Origin of the sequence: Streptomyces sp. NPDC057950, from assembly GCF_042887295.1 — a bacterium.
Classification (GTDB): Bacteria; Actinomycetota; Actinomycetes; order Streptomycetales; family Streptomycetaceae; genus Streptomyces; species Streptomyces kaempferi.
Genome location: NZ_JBHVPP010000014.1, coordinates 1 through 17,203, shown reverse-complemented (window position 1 = coordinate 17,203; position 17,203 = coordinate 1). Strand labels below are relative to the sequence as shown.

Here is a 17,203-nt window from a genome sequence, read left to right as displayed (position 1 = left end):
CGACGGTGGCGGAACGGAGCACGGCTGCCGTCGACGTGGCAGACAACAGTGGCGATGAGCCGCTGACCGCCAAGGCGGGCCAGTCCACGTCCGACGGGGTGGCCCAGAACCGGGAGCGGGAGACGGACAGCGACGAGGCACAGGGGAGCGGCGGGACCGAGAGTCCCGGGAAGGTCTCACCGCCAGAACTGCACAGCGGCCACAAGCTGGCCAGGAGGTATCGCCTCGAGGAGTGCGTCACCCGTCTGGACGGCTTCAGCAGTTGGCGCGCGGTGGACGAGAAGCTGCGCCGGGCCGTCGGCGTGCATCTGCTGCCCGCCGACCATCCGCGGGCCCGCTCGGTACTGGCGGCGGCCCGATCCTCCGCCCTGCTGGGCGACCCCCGCTTCGTCCAGGTCCTGGACGCGGTCGAGGAGAACGACCTCGTCTATGTGGTCCACGAATGGCTGCCGGACGCCACGGAGCTGACGGCGCTCCTGGCCGCGGGCCCGCTGGAGGTCCACGATGCCTACCAGATGGTCACGCAGGTCTCCCAGGCCATGGCTGCCGCACACCGTGAGGGCCTCGCGCATTTGCGGCTGACCCCGAGCGCCGTGCTGCGCACGTCGAGCGGCCAGTGGCGCATCCGTGGGCTCGCGGTGAACGCCGCGCTGCGCGGCATCAGCTCCAACACCCCCCAGCGCACGGACACCGAGGCGATCGGCGCACTCCTGTACGCCGCACTCACTCAGCGGTGGCCGTACGAGAACGACGCGTACGGCCTGTCGGGGCTGCCCAAGGGAGTCGGCCTGATCGCACCGGACCAGGTGCGGGCCGGCGTCCACCGTGGCCTGTCCGAGCTCGCCATGCGCGCGCTCGCCAACGACGGCGCGACCGCCTCTCGACACGAGTCGCCGTGCACGACGCCGGAGGAACTGGTCAAGGCGATCGCCGAGATGCCCCGCATCCGGCCGCCGGAGCCCGCGTTCACCGCTCCGCCGGAGTACCAGCGCACCTCGTACCAGCAGGGCAGCTACGGCCGCCCTGTGCCGCACGCCACGCAGCCGGTGCCGGCCCCCCCGCCCCCGCTGCAGAGCCGCACCGGCAAGGCCCTCAAGTGGACGGTGTCGGCGCTCCTCATCGCCGCCCTGGGCCTCGGCAGCTGGCAGCTCGCGGACGCCCTGATGGACCGCGCCAAGTCAGACGACACCCAGCCGACGCGCACGACGGACGGCAACGACAAGAACAGCGAGAAGACCAAGCCGGTCAAGCCGATCGGCATCAAGGGTGCGCAGGAGTACGTCGCCAAGGGCTCCCCCCAGGCTGCCAGGGACGTCGACAAGACGTACGACGGGGACAGCTCGACGTACTGGCGGAGCAAGAGCTTCGTGGACGGTCCCGACATGAATCCGGCCTTCAAGCCGGGTGTCGGCGTCGTCTACGACCTCGGCTCGCAGCAGACCGTCACGGCGGCTTCCATAGGGCTCCGGTACCCCGGTGACCACACCACGATCGGCCTGTACGCAACCGACTCGACGAGTTCTTCGACGCCCGTGGATTCGATGACGAGGATCGGGTCCATCACCACAAGCGGCACGACCGCGAAGATCACGGTCAGCAAGAAGGTGAAGAGTCGGTACGTACTGCTCTGGATCACGGCGATGCCCTACGCGTCCGGTGACCAGTACAGCAACGCCGGCTACAAGCAGGCCATCACTGACGTGAAGTTCACCGGCTGACGCTCGCGTAAAAACAGGGGGAGGGGGTCCGATGGCCGATGAGGCCGCATACGCCGATGCAAGCGATCAGGACCTCCTCGCCCGTCACGTCGACGGCGATCCGGAGGCCTTCGGTGAGCTCGTACGGCGTCACCGTGATCGGCTCTGGGCGGTGGCCCTGCGCACGCTGGGAGACCGCGAGGAGGCCGCTGACGCCGTCCAGGACGCACTGGTCTCCGCCTATCGGGCCGCCCATACCTTCCGTGGCCAGTCGGCCGTCACGACCTGGCTGCACCGCATCACCGTGAACGCCTGCCTGGACCGTGCCCGCAAGGCCGCTTCCAGGAAGACCTCCCCCGTCGATGACACCGAACGCCTGGAACAGCTCCTAGAGCCCCACGAGTCAGCCTCCGCTCCCGCGGAGCGCAACGACCTTCACCGCGAACTGGTGACGGCCCTGAGCACCCTCCCGGCCGACCAGCGCGCCGCCCTCGTCCTCGTGGACATGCAGGGCTACCCCGTCGCAGAGGCGGCCACCCTCCTCGACGTACCCGTCGGCACGGTGAAGAGCCGCTGCGCCCGGGGCAGAGCCAGACTGCTTCCGCTGCTCACCCACCTCCGGTCGGAGGACAGAAGCAGCACGGGCAGCAACAAATCGGAGGGTGGAAGGAACCGGACGCAGGGGGCATCCGTCCCACCGGCAGCGGGACCGCACGACGCGGGTCCCCGTGACGCAGGGCCAAGCGATTCAGCTGCTGTGAAGGGCGGAGGTGGGCGAGCGTGACATCCACGACGGATACGGCCGGGCACCCGGATGTCGCGGAGATCTCCGACCTCACCGAAGGTCTGCTCCCGCTCTCCCGCACCGCGGACGTTCGACGGCATCTGGACGACTGTGCGCTCTGCGCCGACGTGTACGACTCCCTGGAGGAGATCCGTGGGCTGCTCGGCACCCTGCCGGGGCCGACGCGCATGCCCGACGAGGTAGCCGGCCGGATCGATGCCGCACTGGCCGCGGAGGCACTGCTCAGTACCGCGGCACCGGGCCACACGCTCGATGACGACGATCAGAGCGTCGCTGTTTCACGTGAAACATCGGCCACGAGCGTCTCCGGTACGCAGTCCGCCCCCGGCTCCGCTCCTTCCGCGAAACGCCCCTCGGGGCACTCCCACGCGGCCACCGGACCGGGCCGTTCGCATCGGGGCCGTCCAGGACGCCGCAAGGTGGCCCTCCTCGGCACAGCGTTCACCGCCGCCGCCCTGGGGCTGGGCGCGATCCTCTTTCAGACGCTGGGCGATGACGGCACCGGCAAGAGCCCTCAGACGGCAACGCAGCAGGGGTCGAAGAACTCCTACTCCGAAGGAACGCTGCAGACCCAGGTCACCGACCTTCTCGCGAAGAACAAGAACGGCCGGGACCGCTCCGGCGGTTCGAAGCATCCGTGGGGAGTCGAGTCCAACGGCGCGGACGGCGGCTCCGGCGGAGTGGACACCTTGATCACGCCCGCTGTGCAGATCCCCGACTGCATCCAACAGGGGACCGGAAGCACCGGGACCGTTCTCGCCGCGGAAAAAGGCACGTACAACGGAACGAGTGTCTATCTCGTCGTGCTGCCGGACACCTCCGACAGCGCGAAGGTCACGGCGTACCTCGTCGACGCGGCCTGCGAGAAACCCGGGGGAACATCCCCCGGCAAGCTCCTGCTGACCCACTCGTACACCCGCTCCTGAAAGCGTCCCCTCAGAGTCCCCCTTTCCCCAGGAACCCCATGGGATCTCTGTGCCGCGTCCCATCTCCGTGTGCCCGGACACAGCGGGAATGCACGCCCCTTAGGATCCGTTGGGTGGGGTGAGAGTTCTGAGAGAGGCTCCCACCGGCAGTACGCAGCAGTTCTCCAGAAACGAGGAATGAAGCCGTGAGCGACGTCCGTAACGTGATCATCATCGGGTCCGGGCCTGCCGGCTACACGGCAGCGCTCTACACCGCGCGCGCGTCGCTGAAGCCGCTGGTCTTCGAGGGCGCCGTCACCGCGGGTGGCGCGCTGATGAACACCACCGAGGTGGAGAACTTCCCCGGCTTCCAGGACGGCATCATGGGCCCTGAGCTCATGGACAACATGCGCGCCCAGGCCGAGCGCTTCGGTGCTGAGCTGGTGCCGGACGACATCGTCGCCGTCGACCTGTCGGGCGAGATCAAGACCGTCACGGACACCGCCGGGACCGTGCACCGCGCCAAGGCCGTCATCGTCACCACGGGCTCGCAGCACCGCAAGCTGGGCCTGCCCAGGGAGGACGCCCTCTCCGGACGCGGCGTCTCCTGGTGTGCCACCTGTGACGGCTTCTTCTTCAAGGACCAGGACATCGCCGTGATCGGCGGCGGTGACACCGCGATGGAGGAGGCCACCTTCCTCTCGCGTTTCGCCAAGTCCGTGACGATCGTCCACCGCCGTGACAGCCTGCGTGCCTCCAAGGCCATGCAGGAGCGGGCCTTCGCCGACCCGAAGATCAAGTTCGTCTGGGACAGCGAAGTCGCCGAGATCGAGGGTGACCCCAAGCTCTCCGGCCTGAAGCTGCGGAACCTGAAGACGGGCGAGATCTCCGACCTGGCGGTGACCGGTCTGTTCATCGCCATCGGCCACGACCCGCGCACCGAGCTCTTCAAGGGCCAGCTCAACCTGGACGACGAGGGCTACCTCAAGGTCGAGGCGCCCTCGACCCGCACGAACCTGACCGGTGTCTTCGGCGCCGGTGACGTCGTCGACCACACCTACCGCCAGGCCATCACCGCGGCCGGCACCGGCTGTTCCGCCGCCCTCGACGCCGAGCGCTACCTCGCCGCCCTCTCGGACAGCGAGACCGCCGCGGCTGCCACCGTCTGACCTCCGTCCGCCCCACCGCACCAACCAGCTAAGGAGCCCGCCGTGGCCGGCACCCTCAAGAACGTGACCGACGATTCCTTCGAACAGGACGTCCTCAAGAGCGACAAGCCCGTCCTGGTGGACTTCTGGGCCGCCTGGTGCGGTCCGTGCCGCCAGATCGCGCCGTCCCTCGAGGCGATCGCGGCCGAGTACGGCGACAAGATCGAGATCGTCAAGCTCAACATCGACGAGAACCCGGGTACGGCCGCCAAGTACGGCGTCATGTCCATCCCGACCCTGAACGTCTACCAGGGTGGCGAGGTCGCGAAGACCATCGTCGGTGCCAAGCCGAAGGCCGCGCTCGTGCGGGACCTCGAGGACTTCATCGCCGAGTAGGCAGTAGGCAGTAGGTGAGAACCGCACCCAAGCGGCGCGTGTTTCACGTGAAACACGAATGGGCCAGCCTTCCGGGCTGGCCCATTCGCTTTGTCGTCTCAGGCACCGATCGCAGGTACAGAGCCCCGACCACCCGACCACGGGCCGCGCCACTGGCTACAGCGGGCGAAGCGCCGGTTCCTTCTGGACCACCCCGAGGAGACGGTCCAACGCCATCTCCACGTCTTCCTTCCAGGAGAGCGTCGTTCGCAGCTCCAGCCTCAGACGTGGATAGGCGGGGTGGGGCCGCACGGTCTTGAAGCCCACCGCCAGGAGATGGTCTGCCGGCAGTAGACAGGCCGGTTCCCTCCAACGTGCGTCCCCGAAAGCCTCGATCGCCTTGAAGCCCCGGCGCAGCAGATCCTTGGCGACCGTCTGGACCATCACCCGGCCCAGTCCCTGGCCCTGGTAGCCGGGCAGGATGAAAGCGGTCATCAGCTGGACGGCGTCCGGTGAGACCGGACTGGTGGGGAACGCGGTGGCGCGGGGGACATACGCCGGGGGCGCGTACAGCACGAAGCCGACCGGCACGTCGTCCACATAGACCACGCGGCCGCAGGATCCCCATTCCAGCAGGACGGCGGAGATCCACGACTCCTTCTCCAGCTCGGACGTCCCCGCCTTCAGCGCGGCTTCCCCACTGACTGGGTCCAGCTCCCAGAAGACGCACGCCCGACAGCGCTGGGGAAGATCTGGAAGGTTGTCCAGCGTGAGCGGTACGAGCCGACGCCCCATGAAGGATGTTCCTCGCTTCCTTCGCCCGCGGCGCCGCGGGCGGCAGTCAGAGCGCTTCGCTCCCTGAGCAGGCTACCGACGAACCCGCCGACCGCCCCCAGGCCCAGACCCGCGGTCACCAGTCCGGTACGGCTCACGCTGTGCATGGCCCCCGCCTCCCCGATGAAGGTGCCCCAGGTGAATGCGTCGTACCCGATCGCATCGTATCCACGATGCGATTCCATCGATACCGTCAGAAAGCAAAGAGCGGGCCGTGTTCCGGTACACACCGGACATGACCCGCTCTTGCGGTCGGTGGATCCGAGATCTCCGACCAGGACGCTCAGTCCTCCGTGTCCTCCGTGTCCTCAGAGTCGCCGTCCAGGAGGCTCCTCTGCAGGACGGGCCCCTCGCCCGGGGCCAGTGAGCCGAGGATCCGCTCAAGATCGTCCATCGAGGCGAACTCGACGGTGATCTTCCCCTTCTTCTGTCCCAGGTCGACCTTCACCCGTGTCTCGAAGCGGTCCGAGAGACGCGTGGCAAGATCGCTGAGCGCCGGGGAGAGCCGAGCACCGGCCCGGGGCCCCTTGGAGCGTGGAGCGGTCTGCGGACGGGATCCCATCAGGGTGACGATCTCCTCGACGGCCCGCACCGACAGCCCTTCGGCCACGATGCGGTGGGCCAGCCGGTCCTGCTCCTCCGAGTCAGCCACGGAGAGCAGGGCCCGTGCGTGACCCGCGGAGAGAACTCCGGCGGCGACACGACGCTGGACCGCCGGCGAGAGCTTCAGCAGACGCAGGGTGTTGGAGACCTGGGGGCGCGAGCGTCCGATACGGTCCGCCAGCTGATCGTGCGTGCAGTTGAAGTCCTGGAGCAGCTGGTCGTAGGCCGCCGCCTCTTCCAGCGGGTTCAGCTGAGCGCGGTGCAGGTTCTCCAGCAGGGCGTCCAGGAGGAGCTTCTCGTCCTCGGTGGCGCGCACGATCGCCGGAATGGCGTCCAGCCCGGCTTCACGGCAGGCCCGGAAGCGCCGCTCACCCATGATGAGCTCGTAGCGCGTCGGCCCCACCTGACGCACGACGACGGGCTGGAGGAGCCCGACTTCCTTGATGGAGGTGACGAGCTCGGACAGAGCGTCCTCGTCGAAGACCTCACGGGGCTGACGCGGGTTGGGAGTGATGAAGTCGAGCGGCAGCTCCGCGAAGTGCGCACCGACCGGCGCGGCCGGCGTCTCCGGGCCTCCGCTCGCCGCGAACTCCTCAGCTTCCTGTGACACGGGCGGCAGCGTGGTCACCTTCGCCGCCGCCACTCCCCGTTCCGCGGTGAGCACGGGCCCGCCGGTCGGTGAGGTGGAGAGTCCACCTCCCGGCGAGGGGACCGTCTTCTCCCCTGTCGGGGCCGCGGGAATCAGTGCGCCGAGGCCTCGCCCCAGCCCTCGTCGTCGCTCGCTCACTGGATCCCCTCCACAATGTTCTGACTGTTCTGTGCGCCCACATGGGCGTTCTGCGCGTCGTACGCCACACCGACTCCTCGGAGAGCGATTTCTCGTGCGGCCTCAAGATACGAGAGGGCACCGCTCGACCCTGGATCGTAGGTCAGCACCGTCTGCCCGTAACTGGGGGCCTCGGAGATACGGACCGAGCGAGGAATGCTCGTCCGCAGCACCTCCTCGCCGAAGTGGCTGCGCACCTCGTCCGCGACCTGGGACGCCAGGCGGGTCCGGCCGTCGTACATGGTGAGCAGGATCGTCGAGACATGAAGGTCGGGGTTGAGATGCCCCCGTACCAGATCGACGTTGCGCAGGAGCTGTCCCAGCCCTTCCAGCGCGTAGTACTCGCACTGGATGGGGATGAGGACCTCCGCACCCGCGACCAACGCGTTGACCGTCAGGAGACCGAGCGACGGCGGGCAGTCGATGAGGATGTAGTCCAGCGGCTGCTCGTATGCCTGGATCGCTCGTTCCAGTCGGCTCTCCCGCGCGACCAGGGACACCAGCTCGATCTCCGCACCGGCGAGATCGATCGTGGCAGGCGCGCAGAAGAGTCCCTCCACATCGGGGACCGGCTGGACGACCTCGGAGAGCGGTCTGCTGTCGATCAGCACGTCATAGATGGAAGGAACCTCAGCGTGGTGATCGATACCCAGCGCGGTGGAGGCGTTGCCCTGCGGGTCGAGGTCGATCACGAGGACACGACTGCCATGCAGGGCCAGCGAGGCGGCAAGATTGACCGTGGTCGTGGTCTTACCGACCCCGCCCTTCTGGTTGGCGACCACCATGACGCGGGTTTGCTCAGGCCGGGGCAGGCCCTCGCCGGCGCGACCTAGCGCCTCCACCGCCAATTGGGCAGCACGACCGATGGGAGTGTCGTCCATCGGAGGCGGTGTTTCACGTGAAACATCCGCTCCCATCGACTCGGTACGGGGACCGGGGACCGGATCGGTCATCGGTCCCGCGATGTTGGCGTCGGACCGCAAGGATTCACTCTCCTCGACTTCAGGCTCGCAATGAACAGAGCCTCCCATGCCTTCGGGGTCGTGAACCAGCGAGGCCCGTGCTTCTGTGGAGAAATCCACCTCTGTGGACACCTCCACCCCCTCTCGGAGTGAACCGAGAGGCTGCCGGTCGCGGGGTTCGGCCGCGGCTCGGCCGCGACTGATGATGCCGTGCAACAGTGAGCGACGTTTCACGTGAAACACGATGCAAGGCCGCCACGGCCACGAAGGCGCGACACTCCGAGCGACATGGTGGGGCAGCTTGTGTGGAGTACGACTCGTGGTCAGGACGGATCAGCCGCAGTGACAAAAACTCCCGGCTCCGTCGTGCGGAGCCGGGAGTCCAGGTCGACCAGTCTCACGGGATCAGCGGCGGCGCCGCGTTCGCCCCGTCCGCGCCGCCTTGGCCCGCTTGGCCGCGAAGCGCACACCACCCGGGCTCTCCCCGACCTCGACGCGCACAACGGTGGAGAGGGGATCGACCACTCCCTCGCCGACGTGAAGGACGGAGGTCTTCACCGCACCCAGCTTGCTGAGAGCCGTTGTGGCGCTCTTCAGCTCCTCCTCCGCCGTATCCCCCTTCAGCGCGAGCATCTCGCCGTACGGGCGCAGCAGGGGGATCCCCCACGTGGCCAGACGGTCCAGAGGCGCCACGGCCCGCGCCGTCACCACGTGGACGGGGGGAAGCTTGCCCATGACCTCCTCCGCACGGCCACGGACAACCGTCACATGGTCGAGTCCGAGGAGCTCCACGACCTCGGTGAGGAAGTTCGTGCGCCGCAGCAGCGGCTCAAGGAGCGTGATCTTGATGTCCTCACGGACGAGCGCCAGCGGAATGCCGGGGAGCCCGGCGCCCGAGCCGACATCGCACACCGTCACGCCCTCGGGTACGACCTCCGAGAGCACCGCGCAGTTCAGCAGGTGCCGCTCCCACAGGCGGGGCACTTCGCGCGGGCCGATCAGCCCTCGCTCCACTCCGGCCTCCGCCAGGAGCTCCGCGTACCGGACCGCGTCCGCGAAGCGATCGCCGAATACCTCGCGCGCCTGCTCGGGCGCGGGAGGAAGCTCCGCTGCCTCCGTCACGGGGGACCGTCCTTCCGTACCGCATAAGCGCACTGAGCGCTGACCACCAGGACTATCAGGCTGACAAAGTTCGGCCCCGCCTGCTCAACAGACGGGGCCGGAGGAACATACGTACCGATCAGGCGGGGAGTACGACGACGAAGCGCTCCGGCTCCTCGCCCTCGGACTCGCTGCGCAGCCCCGCGGCCTTCACCGCGTCGTGGACCACCTTGCGCTCGAAGGGTGTCATCGCCTTCATCTTCACCGGCTCGCCGGAGCTCTTGACCTCGGCCGCGGCCTTGGCGCCGAGCTCGGAGAGCTCCTCGCGCTTCTTGGCCCGGTAGCCCGCGATGTCCAGCATCAGCCGGCTGCGGTCCCCGGTCTCCCGGTGGACGGCCAGGCGCGTGAGCTCCTGGAGGGCCTCGAGCACCTCGCCGTCACGGCCGACGAGCTTCTGCAGATCACGGCCGGCGACGTCGCTGATGATCGAGACAGCGGCGCGATCGGCTTCGACGTCCATGTCGATGTCGCCGTCGAGGTCGGCGATGTCCAGCAGACCCTCGAGGTAGTCCGCCGCGATCTCGCCTTCCTGCTCCAGGCGGGTCAGGGTGTCGCCCTCGGCGGCGGCGGAGGTGGTGCCTTCCGTCACGGGATGGACTCCTTCTTACTTCTTGGACGGGGACTTGGGCCGCTGCGGGCCCTTGCGCTGTCCGGACTGGGCTTTGCTGCGGGTACCGGCGCCCGGCTTGCTGCCGCCGCCTGCCGGCTTGGGGGCGGTGCTGGCGTCCTGCGGCTCGTCGGACTTGATCAGCGAGGTCTTCGGCTCGGACTCGTCCACCGTCTTCGCCGTACTGGTCGTCGTGCCCGACTGGCGCTGGGACTTGGACTGGCGCTTCGGCTGCTGGCGCTTGGGAGCGCCGCCGGTGGTGATCGTGGTGCCGTCCTCGGTCTCGACGACCGTCGCGTTCTCGCCCTTCACCACGAGGCCGTCGGGCTGGGCGACGAGGCCCGCCTTGGTCAGACCGTTGATGAACTTGCGCTCGAACTCGTTGCGGTCGCGGCCCTTGCCGACGATCGTCTTGATGATGGTCTTCTCGCGCCGGTTGCGGGTCTTGCCGTGGTGCGTGACGTGCTTCTGCAGGCGCTCCAGGTAAGCGGCCTGGGCCTTGCTGCCCGGAGTCGGGTTGTTGCGGATGACGTACATCTGCTGGCCCATGGTCCACACGTTGGTGGTGAGCCAGTAGACAAGGACACCCACCGGGAAGTTGATGCCGAAGACGGCGAACATGACCGGGAAGACGTACATCAGCATCTTCTGCTGCTGCATGAAGGGCGTCTTCACCGTGGTGTCGACGTTCTTCGTCATCAGCTGACGCTGGGTGTAGAACTGCGATCCCGACATCAGCACGATCATGATCGCGGTGACGACACGGACGTCCGTGATCTGAGCGCCGAGCTGGGCGACCTTGTCGGCGCTGTCGGTGAACTTCGCGGCGAGCGGGGCACCGAAGATGTGCGCGTTACGGGCGCTGGCGAGCAGCCGATCGTCGATGACGCCGATCGTCTTGCCCGTCGCGATGCCGTTGAGCACGTGGTACAGAGCGAAGAAGAACGGGGACTGCGCCAGGATGGGAAGGCACGAGGAGAGCGGGTTGGTGCCCGACTCCTTGTACAGCTTCATCATCTCTTCGGACTGGCGCTGCTTGTCGTTCTTGTAGCGCTCCTGGATCTTCTTCATCTCGGGCTGCAGGGTCTGCATGGCCCGAGTGGCCTTGATCTGCTTCACGAAGAGCGGGATCAGGCAGATACGGATCAGGATCACCAAGGACACGATCGACAGGCCCCAGGCCCAGCCCGTATCGGGACCGAAGATCTTCCCGTACACGGAGTGGAACTGGACGATGACCCAGGAAACGGGTGTCGTGATGAAGCTGAAAAAACCGGCAATCGTGTCCACTAATCAGGCTCCTTGAGCATGGGACGGAGTCTCGGCGGCCGGGCCCGGGGCAGTGGTCTCCCCGGTGGCCGGTTCGGCGGCGGAGGTTCCGCCCTTGCGTGCGCGCCAGGCGTCGCGCACCATCTCGTGCCATCGCGGACGCTTGCGCGGCGGAACATGGTCCACACCGCCCAGCGACCACGGATTGCACCGGAGGATGCGCCAGGCGGTGAGTGCCGTTCCCTTGATCGCGCCGTGGCGGTCGATGGCCTGGTAGCCGTAGTGGGAGCACGACGGGTAGTACTTGCACACCGGCCCCAGCAGCGGGCTGATCGTCCACTGGTACAGCTTGATGAGAGCCAGCAGCGGGTACTTCATCGCGCGCCCCCTCCCAGCAGCCGCTGAAGAGCGGCATCCAGGTCTTGGGCCAGCTGTTCATGGTCGGCGTCGCCCGCACCGGGCAGCGCTCGTACGACTACCAGGCTACCGGGGGCCAGCAGGCCGACCCGGTCACGCATCAGATGGCGAAGCCTGCGCTTCACCGCGTTGCGTATGACGGCTCCACCCACGGCTTTGCTCACGACGAAACCCGCACGCGTCGGGGGAGCGCTCTCCCCAGGCGCGTGCGGGTCCGTTGCACCGCTACGAAGGTGGACGACGAGGAGCGGGCGTCCGGCCCGGCGTCCTCGGCGTACCGCGGTCGCGAAGTCCTCGCGCCGCCTCAGCCGATGCTCGGAAGGCAGCACGTCATGACCTGTAAATGATCAGGCGGACAGGCTCGCGCGACCCTTGCCACGGCGGTTCGCGAGAATCGCGCGGCCGGCACGGGTGCGCATCCGCAGGCGGAAGCCGTGGGTCTTGGCGCGACGACGGTTGTTCGGCTGGAAGGTGCGCTTGCTCACTCGGGGGCTCCAGAAAGAATCGGTGATGGCGGGGTGCCGTCCTGGCTGTCACCGTGCGCCCACGAGTAGCTCGCATTACGCCCGAGTGCACCGCTTCCCGATCACTTTTCGCGATCTGTGCCCATCGGAGGCAGGCGGCAGCAGCCATCGACAACTCGACCTGGTTACGGTACGCGCGGCTGCGCCATTCGGTCAAACCAGCACCCGGCGAGAGACACTGTCCACAGGCTGGGGACAACAACTTGAACCACAGCGGTCGCCCTGACTACCGTGGCTGAACTCCGATTCGTTCCCTTCCCCCCGCCCCAGCGGTTTTGTTCCCCGTCCCACCCGACTGACTTCCCAACCTGTTCCCAGAACCACACGTTCGTGGGACCCGTGAGAGAGCGTGCCCTGTGGCTGACGTACCTGCCGATCTTGCCGCAGTGTGGCCACGCGTACTGGAACAACTCCTCGGTGAGGGCCGCGGGCAGGGTGTCGAGGTGAAGGACGAGCACTGGATCAAACGTTGCCAGCCCCTGGCCCTGGTCGCGGACACCGCCCTGCTCGCCGTCCCGAACGAGTTCGCGAAGGGCGTACTGGAAGGGCGCCTCGCGCCGATCGTCAGCGAGACGCTGAGCCGTGAGTGCGGGCGTCCGATCCGCATCGCGATCACCGTCGACGACTCGGCGGGCGAGCCCCCGCCGCCTCCCGTCCAGCCCCGGTACGACGAGCTCGACCCCTCCTCGGCCGCGGGCCAGGGCCGTGACCCGTACGACGGCCAGAGCGTCGACGACCGCAACTCCTACGGCGGCCAGGGCCGCGACGAGCGCACTGGTTACGACGCTCAGGGGCGTGACGACCGCAACGGCTACGACTCGGGCCGTGAGGACCGCAACACCTACGACGCGCCGCGCCGCGAAGGGTACGAGGGGTACGGTCGCCACCGCGCCGACGACCGCCGTGACGAACGGCGTGAAGATCACCGCGGTGACCACCGGGGCGATCACCGGGGAGGCCGTGCCGACCAGCTGCCCGGCGGGCCCGGCGATCAGTTGCCGCCCGGCCGCTCCGACCAGCTGCCGACCGCCCGCCCCGCGTACCCGGACTACCAGCGTCCGGAGCCCGGTGCCTGGCCCCGGCACAGCCAGGACGACTACGGCTGGCAGCAGCAGCGCCTCGGCTTCCCGGAGCGCGACCCGTACGCCTCGCCGTCGCAGGACTACCGACCGCAGTCGCTGGAGCGCCCGCCCTACGAGCAGCAGCGCCAGGACTATGACCAGCCGCGCCCCGACTACGACCAGCGTCCCGACCGCCGTGACCTCCAGGACCCGTCCTCGGGCGGCGGCCCCCTGCACCGCGGCGGCCCGTCGCTGCCGAGTTCCAGCGGTGCCCCGGGTCCGCTGGCCGCCAAGCCCGCGCCGGCCTCCGGTCCCGGTGAGCCCACCGCGCGCCTGAATCCGAAGTACCTCTTCGACACCTTCGTCATCGGCGCCTCGAACCGCTTCGCGCACGCCGCCGCGGTCGCCGTCGCCGAGGCGCCGGCGAAGGCGTACAACCCCCTCTTCATCTACGGGGAGTCGGGTCTCGGCAAGACGCACCTGCTGCACGCGATCGGGCACTACGCCCGCAGCCTCTACCCGGGCACCCGCGTGCGGTACGTGAGCTCCGAGGAGTTCACCAACGAGTTCATCAACTCCATCCGCGACGGCAAGGGCGACAGCTTCCGCAAGCGCTACCGCGAGATGGACATCCTGCTGGTCGACGACATCCAGTTCCTGGCGGACAAGGAGTCGACGCAGGAGGAGTTCTTCCACACCTTCAACACGCTCCACAACGCCAACAAGCAGATCGTGCTCTCCAGCGACCGGCCGCCCAAGCAGCTGGTGACGCTGGAGGACCGGCTGCGGAACCGTTTCGAGTGGGGGCTGATCACGGACGTCCAGCCGCCCGAGCTGGAGACGCGTATCGCGATCCTCCGCAAGAAGGCGGTGCAGGAGCAGCTCAACGCCCCGCCGGAGGTCCTGGAGTTCATCGCGTCGCGGATCTCGCGCAACATCCGCGAGCTGGAGGGCGCGCTGATCCGGGTGACGGCGTTCGCGTCGCTCAACCGGCAGCCGGTGGACCTCGGTCTGACGGAGATCGTCCTGAAGGACCTCATCCCGGGCGGCGAGGACTCGGCTCCGGAGATCACCGCGACCGCGATCATGGCGGCCACCGCCGACTACTTCGGCCTGACGGTGGACGACCTGTGCGGGTCCTCGCGCAGCCGCGTCCTGGTCACGGCGCGCCAGATCGCCATGTACCTGTGCCGTGAACTGACCGACCTGTCACTGCCGAAGATCGGTGCCCAGTTCGGCGGCCGCGACCACACGACGGTCATGCACGCCGACCGCAAGATCCGCGCGCTGATGGCCGAGCGCCGCTCGATCTACAACCAGGTCACCGAGCTCACCAACCGCATCAAGAACGGCTGACGCGGCCCTACGCCGGACAGGGCGCCCCCGGGACACTCTCCCGCGGGCGCCTTCCGTTTCCCCCGACGTCCCGGGCATCCCGACGTCCCCGACATCCCGACGTCCCCGACATCCCGACGTCCCCGGCATCCCGACGCCGCTCCCGCCGTCCCCGCGGGCGGCCCCGATGCCCTGCTCCCACGTCTCCCCGGCCTGCCAACTCCCCGCGCGTCCGCCCCGCGTCCCCTCGGCCTGCCGAGCTCGTGAGGGCCTTGGCGGTGATCCCTCAAGGGGTTCCGAGGCCCGCGCCGGCCCCGCCCCACGCACGTTCCGGCCCCACCCCACGCGCGTTCCGGCTTCGCCCCACGCCCCCGGGAGCGCCGCCCGGCACCGTCCGGAACGCCGTTCCGGCACCCGCCGAGGCACTCCTCGTCCGCTTTCGGAGGCCGTCCCGCGTCGTTCAGAGGTCATGCCCTCGGCACCGTCTGTTCGAATACGCGCGGGGTTACGGCCACCCTCCACAGATTCGGTGACTTTCTGACGTCCACACCCTGGGGACCGCGAAGTTGTCCCGATCGTGTCCACAGGGGGTGCGGTCGTAGGACCATCGGGCCAGGTCAGCCCCCTGTGGATTCGTGGATGAACGCTCTCCACAGACTGTGGACAAAGGAATGATCCACAGGGTGTGCGTGGAGTTGTCCACCGGCAACCCACAGGCCGGCGCCTCTTGTCCCCAGTGAATCCCAGCTTCTCCACACCTCTGTCCACTGTTCGGCAACAAGACGCGCCCTCTCACCGTGTCGAGTGAAAGGCGTCACATCGAGGTGCCGGGTTGGCCTGTGGGGAACGTGGGTAAAGCTGGGGACGGCGCTGGGGAGAAGTGGCCCGAGGCTGTGCATCGTGTGTGCAGAACTTTTCGCCATCCACAGACGCCCCCGGTTTTCCACCGCCTCCACCCACAGGGTCGGTGGACAAAAAATCCACTCTGACCTGCGAAAACAGGGTTATCCACGGTTTCCACAGGGCCTACTACTAAGACCAACTAGAGAGAGCCTGAGAACCGTTTCGAAGTGGGGGCTGTGCACAACTCGCTCCCGGAGCCTCCACTGCCGCTCGGTACGACTTGACCCCGAGGGGCACCGACTGTCAGTGCGGTGCGTCAGACTGTTCCCCGGTGTCCTTCCCCTCGGCGGTCCGAGCGACACCGAGTGAGACGACGAAGGCCAGCAGGGCGAGAGCGCCGGCAACAGACGGAGGCGGCAACGGTGAAGATCCGGGTGGAACGCGACGTACTCGCGGAGGCAGTGGCCTGGGCGGCTCGCAGCCTCCCGGCCCGTCCGCCGGCGCCTGTGCTCGCCGGCCTCCTTCTGAAGGCCGAGGAGGGCGCCCTGAGCCTCTCCAGCTTCGACTACGAGGTCTCGGCGCGTGTCTCCGTCGACGCGGAGGTCGAGGAGGAGGGCACGGTCCTGGTCTCCGGCCGCCTGCTCGCGGACATCTGCCGCGCTCTCCCCAACCGGCCGGTGGAGATCTCCACAGACGGTGTACGGGCGACCGTGGTCTGCGGCTCCTCCCGGTTCACCCTCCACACCCTGCCTGTGGAGGAGTACCCGGCCCTGCCGCAGATGCCGTCGGCGACCGGCACCGTCCCGGGCGAGGTCTTCGCGTCGGCCGCCGCGCAGGTGGCCATCGCCGCCGGGCGCGACGACACGCTCCCCGTCCTCACCGGTGTGCGCATCGAGATCGAGGGCGACACGGTCACGCTGGCCTCCACCGACCGCTACCGCTTCGCGGTCCGCGAGTTCCTGTGGAAGCCGGAGAACCCGGAGGCGTCCGCGGTCGCCCTGGTGCCCGCCAAGACGCTCCTGGACACCGCCAAGGCCCTCACGAGCGGCGACAGCGTGATCCTGGCGCTGTCCGGCTCCGGCGCGGGCGAGGGCCTGATCGGGTTCGAGGGCGCCGGGCGGCGCACGACCACCCGGCTGCTCGAGGGCGACCTCCCGAAGTACCGCTCGCTGTTCCCGACGGAGTTCAACTCCATCGCCGTCATCGAGACCGCCCCCTTCGTGGAGGCCGTCAAGCGTGTGGCCCTGGTCGCCGAGCGCAACACCCCGGTGCGGCTGAGCTTCGAGCAGGGTGTGCTGATCCTGGAAGCCGGCTCCAGCGACGACGCACAGGCTGTGGAAAGGGTCGACGCGCAGCTCGAGGGCGACGACGTCTCGATCGCCTTCAACCCGACGTTCCTGCTCGACGGTCTGAGCGCCATCGACTCCCCGGTCGCGCAGCTGTCGTTCACGACGTCCACGAAGCCCGCGCTGCTCAGCGGCAAGCCCGCCGTGGACGCCGAGGCGGACGAGGCATACAAGTACCTGATCATGCCGGTGCGCCTGTCCGGCTGAGGCCCTGGGCCCGCCGGTCCGAGCCGGTCGGCGGGCGAATCCGCAGGTGGGGCGTAACGCCTGAGCGGCTATGCCCACAGGTGTGCGTGAGCGTCCGGGTTTAGGCTCAGACACAGGTACGAAAGTGCCCTCACGCCACGTCGCAAACCTAAGGAACAACTGATGGAGCTCGGTCTCGTCGGCCTCGGCAAGATGGGCGGCAACATGCGCGAGCGGATCCGCCGCGCAGGCCACACCGTCATCGGATACGACCGCAATCCGGAACTCGCCGATGTCCA

17 protein-coding genes are annotated in these 17,203 nt (G+C 68.3%); 8 read left to right on the top strand and 9 right to left on the bottom strand.

Annotated elements, in window-relative coordinates; genetic code table 11:
* The first annotated feature begins 5 nt into the window (after nucleotides 1-5).
* The 5 genes from ACFVTC_RS23005 to trxA all read left to right on the top strand — a co-directional run bounded on the left by ACFVTC_RS23005 (nucleotide 6) and on the right by trxA (nucleotide 4,951).
* Nucleotides 6-1,718, top strand: coding sequence for a serine/threonine protein kinase (locus tag ACFVTC_RS23005; protein ID WP_390129836.1), 1,713 nt, complete (start codon nucleotides 6-8; stop codon nucleotides 1,716-1,718).
* Nucleotides 1,719-1,749: 31 nt separating this feature from the next.
* Nucleotides 1,750-2,481 carry an RNA polymerase sigma factor SigM gene (sigM, locus tag ACFVTC_RS23000; RefSeq protein WP_390129834.1) on the top strand — a complete coding sequence of 244 codons (732 nt, stop codon included), beginning with the start codon at nucleotides 1,750-1,752 and terminating at the stop codon, nucleotides 2,479-2,481.
* Nucleotides 2,478-3,428, top strand: a complete 951-nt coding sequence (locus ACFVTC_RS22995; protein WP_390129832.1) for a hypothetical protein — start codon at nucleotides 2,478-2,480, stop codon at nucleotides 3,426-3,428. The genes sigM and ACFVTC_RS22995 overlap by 4 nt, the downstream gene beginning before the upstream one ends.
* A 185-nt stretch (nucleotides 3,429-3,613) precedes the next feature.
* Complete coding sequence (trxB, locus tag ACFVTC_RS22990; RefSeq protein WP_390129830.1) at nucleotides 3,614-4,576, top strand: thioredoxin-disulfide reductase; 963 nt, start codon at nucleotides 3,614-3,616, stop codon at nucleotides 4,574-4,576.
* Nucleotides 4,577-4,618: 42 nt separating this feature from the next.
* Complete coding sequence (gene trxA / locus ACFVTC_RS22985; protein WP_390129828.1) at nucleotides 4,619-4,951, top strand: thioredoxin; 333 nt, start codon at nucleotides 4,619-4,621, stop codon at nucleotides 4,949-4,951.
* 156 nt (nucleotides 4,952-5,107) lie between these two features.
* Here trxA and ACFVTC_RS22980 read toward each other — a convergent pair whose 3' ends face one another.
* From ACFVTC_RS22980 to rpmH, 9 genes are all read right to left on the bottom strand, one after another.
* Complete coding sequence (locus tag ACFVTC_RS22980) at nucleotides 5,108-5,725, bottom strand: GNAT family N-acetyltransferase (protein WP_390129826.1); 618 nt, start codon at nucleotides 5,723-5,725, stop codon at nucleotides 5,108-5,110.
* A 322-nt stretch (nucleotides 5,726-6,047) separates the two neighbouring features.
* Complete coding sequence (locus ACFVTC_RS22975; RefSeq protein ID WP_390129824.1) at nucleotides 6,048-7,154, bottom strand: ParB/RepB/Spo0J family partition protein; 1,107 nt, start codon at nucleotides 7,152-7,154, stop codon at nucleotides 6,048-6,050.
* Nucleotides 7,151-8,224 carry a ParA family protein gene (locus ACFVTC_RS22970; protein ID WP_390130160.1) on the bottom strand — a complete coding sequence of 358 codons (1,074 nt, stop codon included), beginning with the start codon at nucleotides 8,222-8,224 and terminating at the stop codon, nucleotides 7,151-7,153. The genes ACFVTC_RS22975 and ACFVTC_RS22970 overlap by 4 nt, the downstream gene beginning before the upstream one ends.
* Nucleotides 8,225-8,560: 336 nt before the next feature.
* On the bottom strand, nucleotides 8,561-9,277 hold the full coding sequence (gene rsmG / locus ACFVTC_RS22965) for a 16S rRNA (guanine(527)-N(7))-methyltransferase RsmG (protein ID WP_390129822.1): 717 nt from the start codon (nucleotides 9,275-9,277) through the stop codon (nucleotides 8,561-8,563).
* A gap of 118 nt (nucleotides 9,278-9,395) precedes the next feature.
* Nucleotides 9,396-9,905 (bottom strand): protein jag, encoded by a 510-nt coding sequence (locus ACFVTC_RS22960; protein ID WP_390129819.1) that lies wholly within the window; start codon nucleotides 9,903-9,905, stop codon nucleotides 9,396-9,398.
* A gap of 15 nt (nucleotides 9,906-9,920) precedes the next feature.
* Nucleotides 9,921-11,213, bottom strand: coding sequence for a membrane protein insertase YidC (gene yidC / locus ACFVTC_RS22955; RefSeq protein WP_390129816.1), 1,293 nt, complete (start codon nucleotides 11,211-11,213; stop codon nucleotides 9,921-9,923).
* Between the two features lie 3 nt (nucleotides 11,214-11,216).
* Nucleotides 11,217-11,570 (bottom strand): membrane protein insertion efficiency factor YidD, encoded by a 354-nt coding sequence (gene yidD / locus ACFVTC_RS22950; protein WP_168529051.1) that lies wholly within the window; start codon nucleotides 11,568-11,570, stop codon nucleotides 11,217-11,219.
* Nucleotides 11,567-11,938 carry a ribonuclease P protein component gene (rnpA, locus tag ACFVTC_RS22945; protein ID WP_390129814.1) on the bottom strand — a complete coding sequence of 124 codons (372 nt, stop codon included), beginning with the start codon at nucleotides 11,936-11,938 and terminating at the stop codon, nucleotides 11,567-11,569. Before rnpA ends, yidD begins: the two co-directional genes overlap by 4 nt.
* An 18-nt stretch (nucleotides 11,939-11,956) precedes the next feature.
* Nucleotides 11,957-12,094 carry a 50S ribosomal protein L34 gene (gene rpmH / locus ACFVTC_RS22940; protein ID WP_006381191.1) on the bottom strand — a complete coding sequence of 46 codons (138 nt, stop codon included), beginning with the start codon at nucleotides 12,092-12,094 and terminating at the stop codon, nucleotides 11,957-11,959.
* Nucleotides 12,095-12,489: 395 nt separating this feature from the next.
* Here rpmH and dnaA point away from each other — a divergent pair, with 395 nt between their 5' ends.
* The 3 genes from dnaA to ACFVTC_RS22925 all read left to right on the top strand — a co-directional run.
* A complete protein-coding gene (gene dnaA, locus ACFVTC_RS22935; protein ID WP_390129812.1) occupies nucleotides 12,490-14,550 on the top strand; it encodes a chromosomal replication initiator protein DnaA in 2,061 nt (686 codons plus the stop codon).
* 1,244 nt (nucleotides 14,551-15,794) lie between these two features.
* Nucleotides 15,795-16,925, top strand: a complete 1,131-nt coding sequence (dnaN, locus tag ACFVTC_RS22930) for a DNA polymerase III subunit beta (RefSeq protein ID WP_153289618.1) — start codon at nucleotides 15,795-15,797, stop codon at nucleotides 16,923-16,925.
* 162 nt (nucleotides 16,926-17,087) lie between these two features.
* On the top strand, nucleotides 17,088-17,203 hold a 116-nt coding region (locus ACFVTC_RS22925; RefSeq protein WP_381235709.1), incomplete at its 3' end, for an NAD(P)-binding domain-containing protein.

Excerpts from the sequence above, each read along its gene's own strand:
- ACFVTC_RS22980 (WP_390129826.1), bottom strand. The coding sequence starts at position 5,725 with ATGGGGCGTCGGCTCGTACCGCTCACGCTGGACAACCTTCCAGATCTT.
- sigM (WP_390129834.1), top strand. The coding sequence starts at position 1,750 with ATGGCCGATGAGGCCGCATACGCCGATGCAAGCGATCAGGACCTCCTC.
- ACFVTC_RS22970 (WP_390130160.1), bottom strand. The coding sequence starts at position 8,224 with ATGGGAGGCTCTGTTCATTGCGAGCCTGAAGTCGAGGAGAGTGAATCC.
- yidD (WP_168529051.1), bottom strand. The coding sequence starts at position 11,570 with ATGAAGTACCCGCTGCTGGCTCTCATCAAGCTGTACCAGTGGACGATC.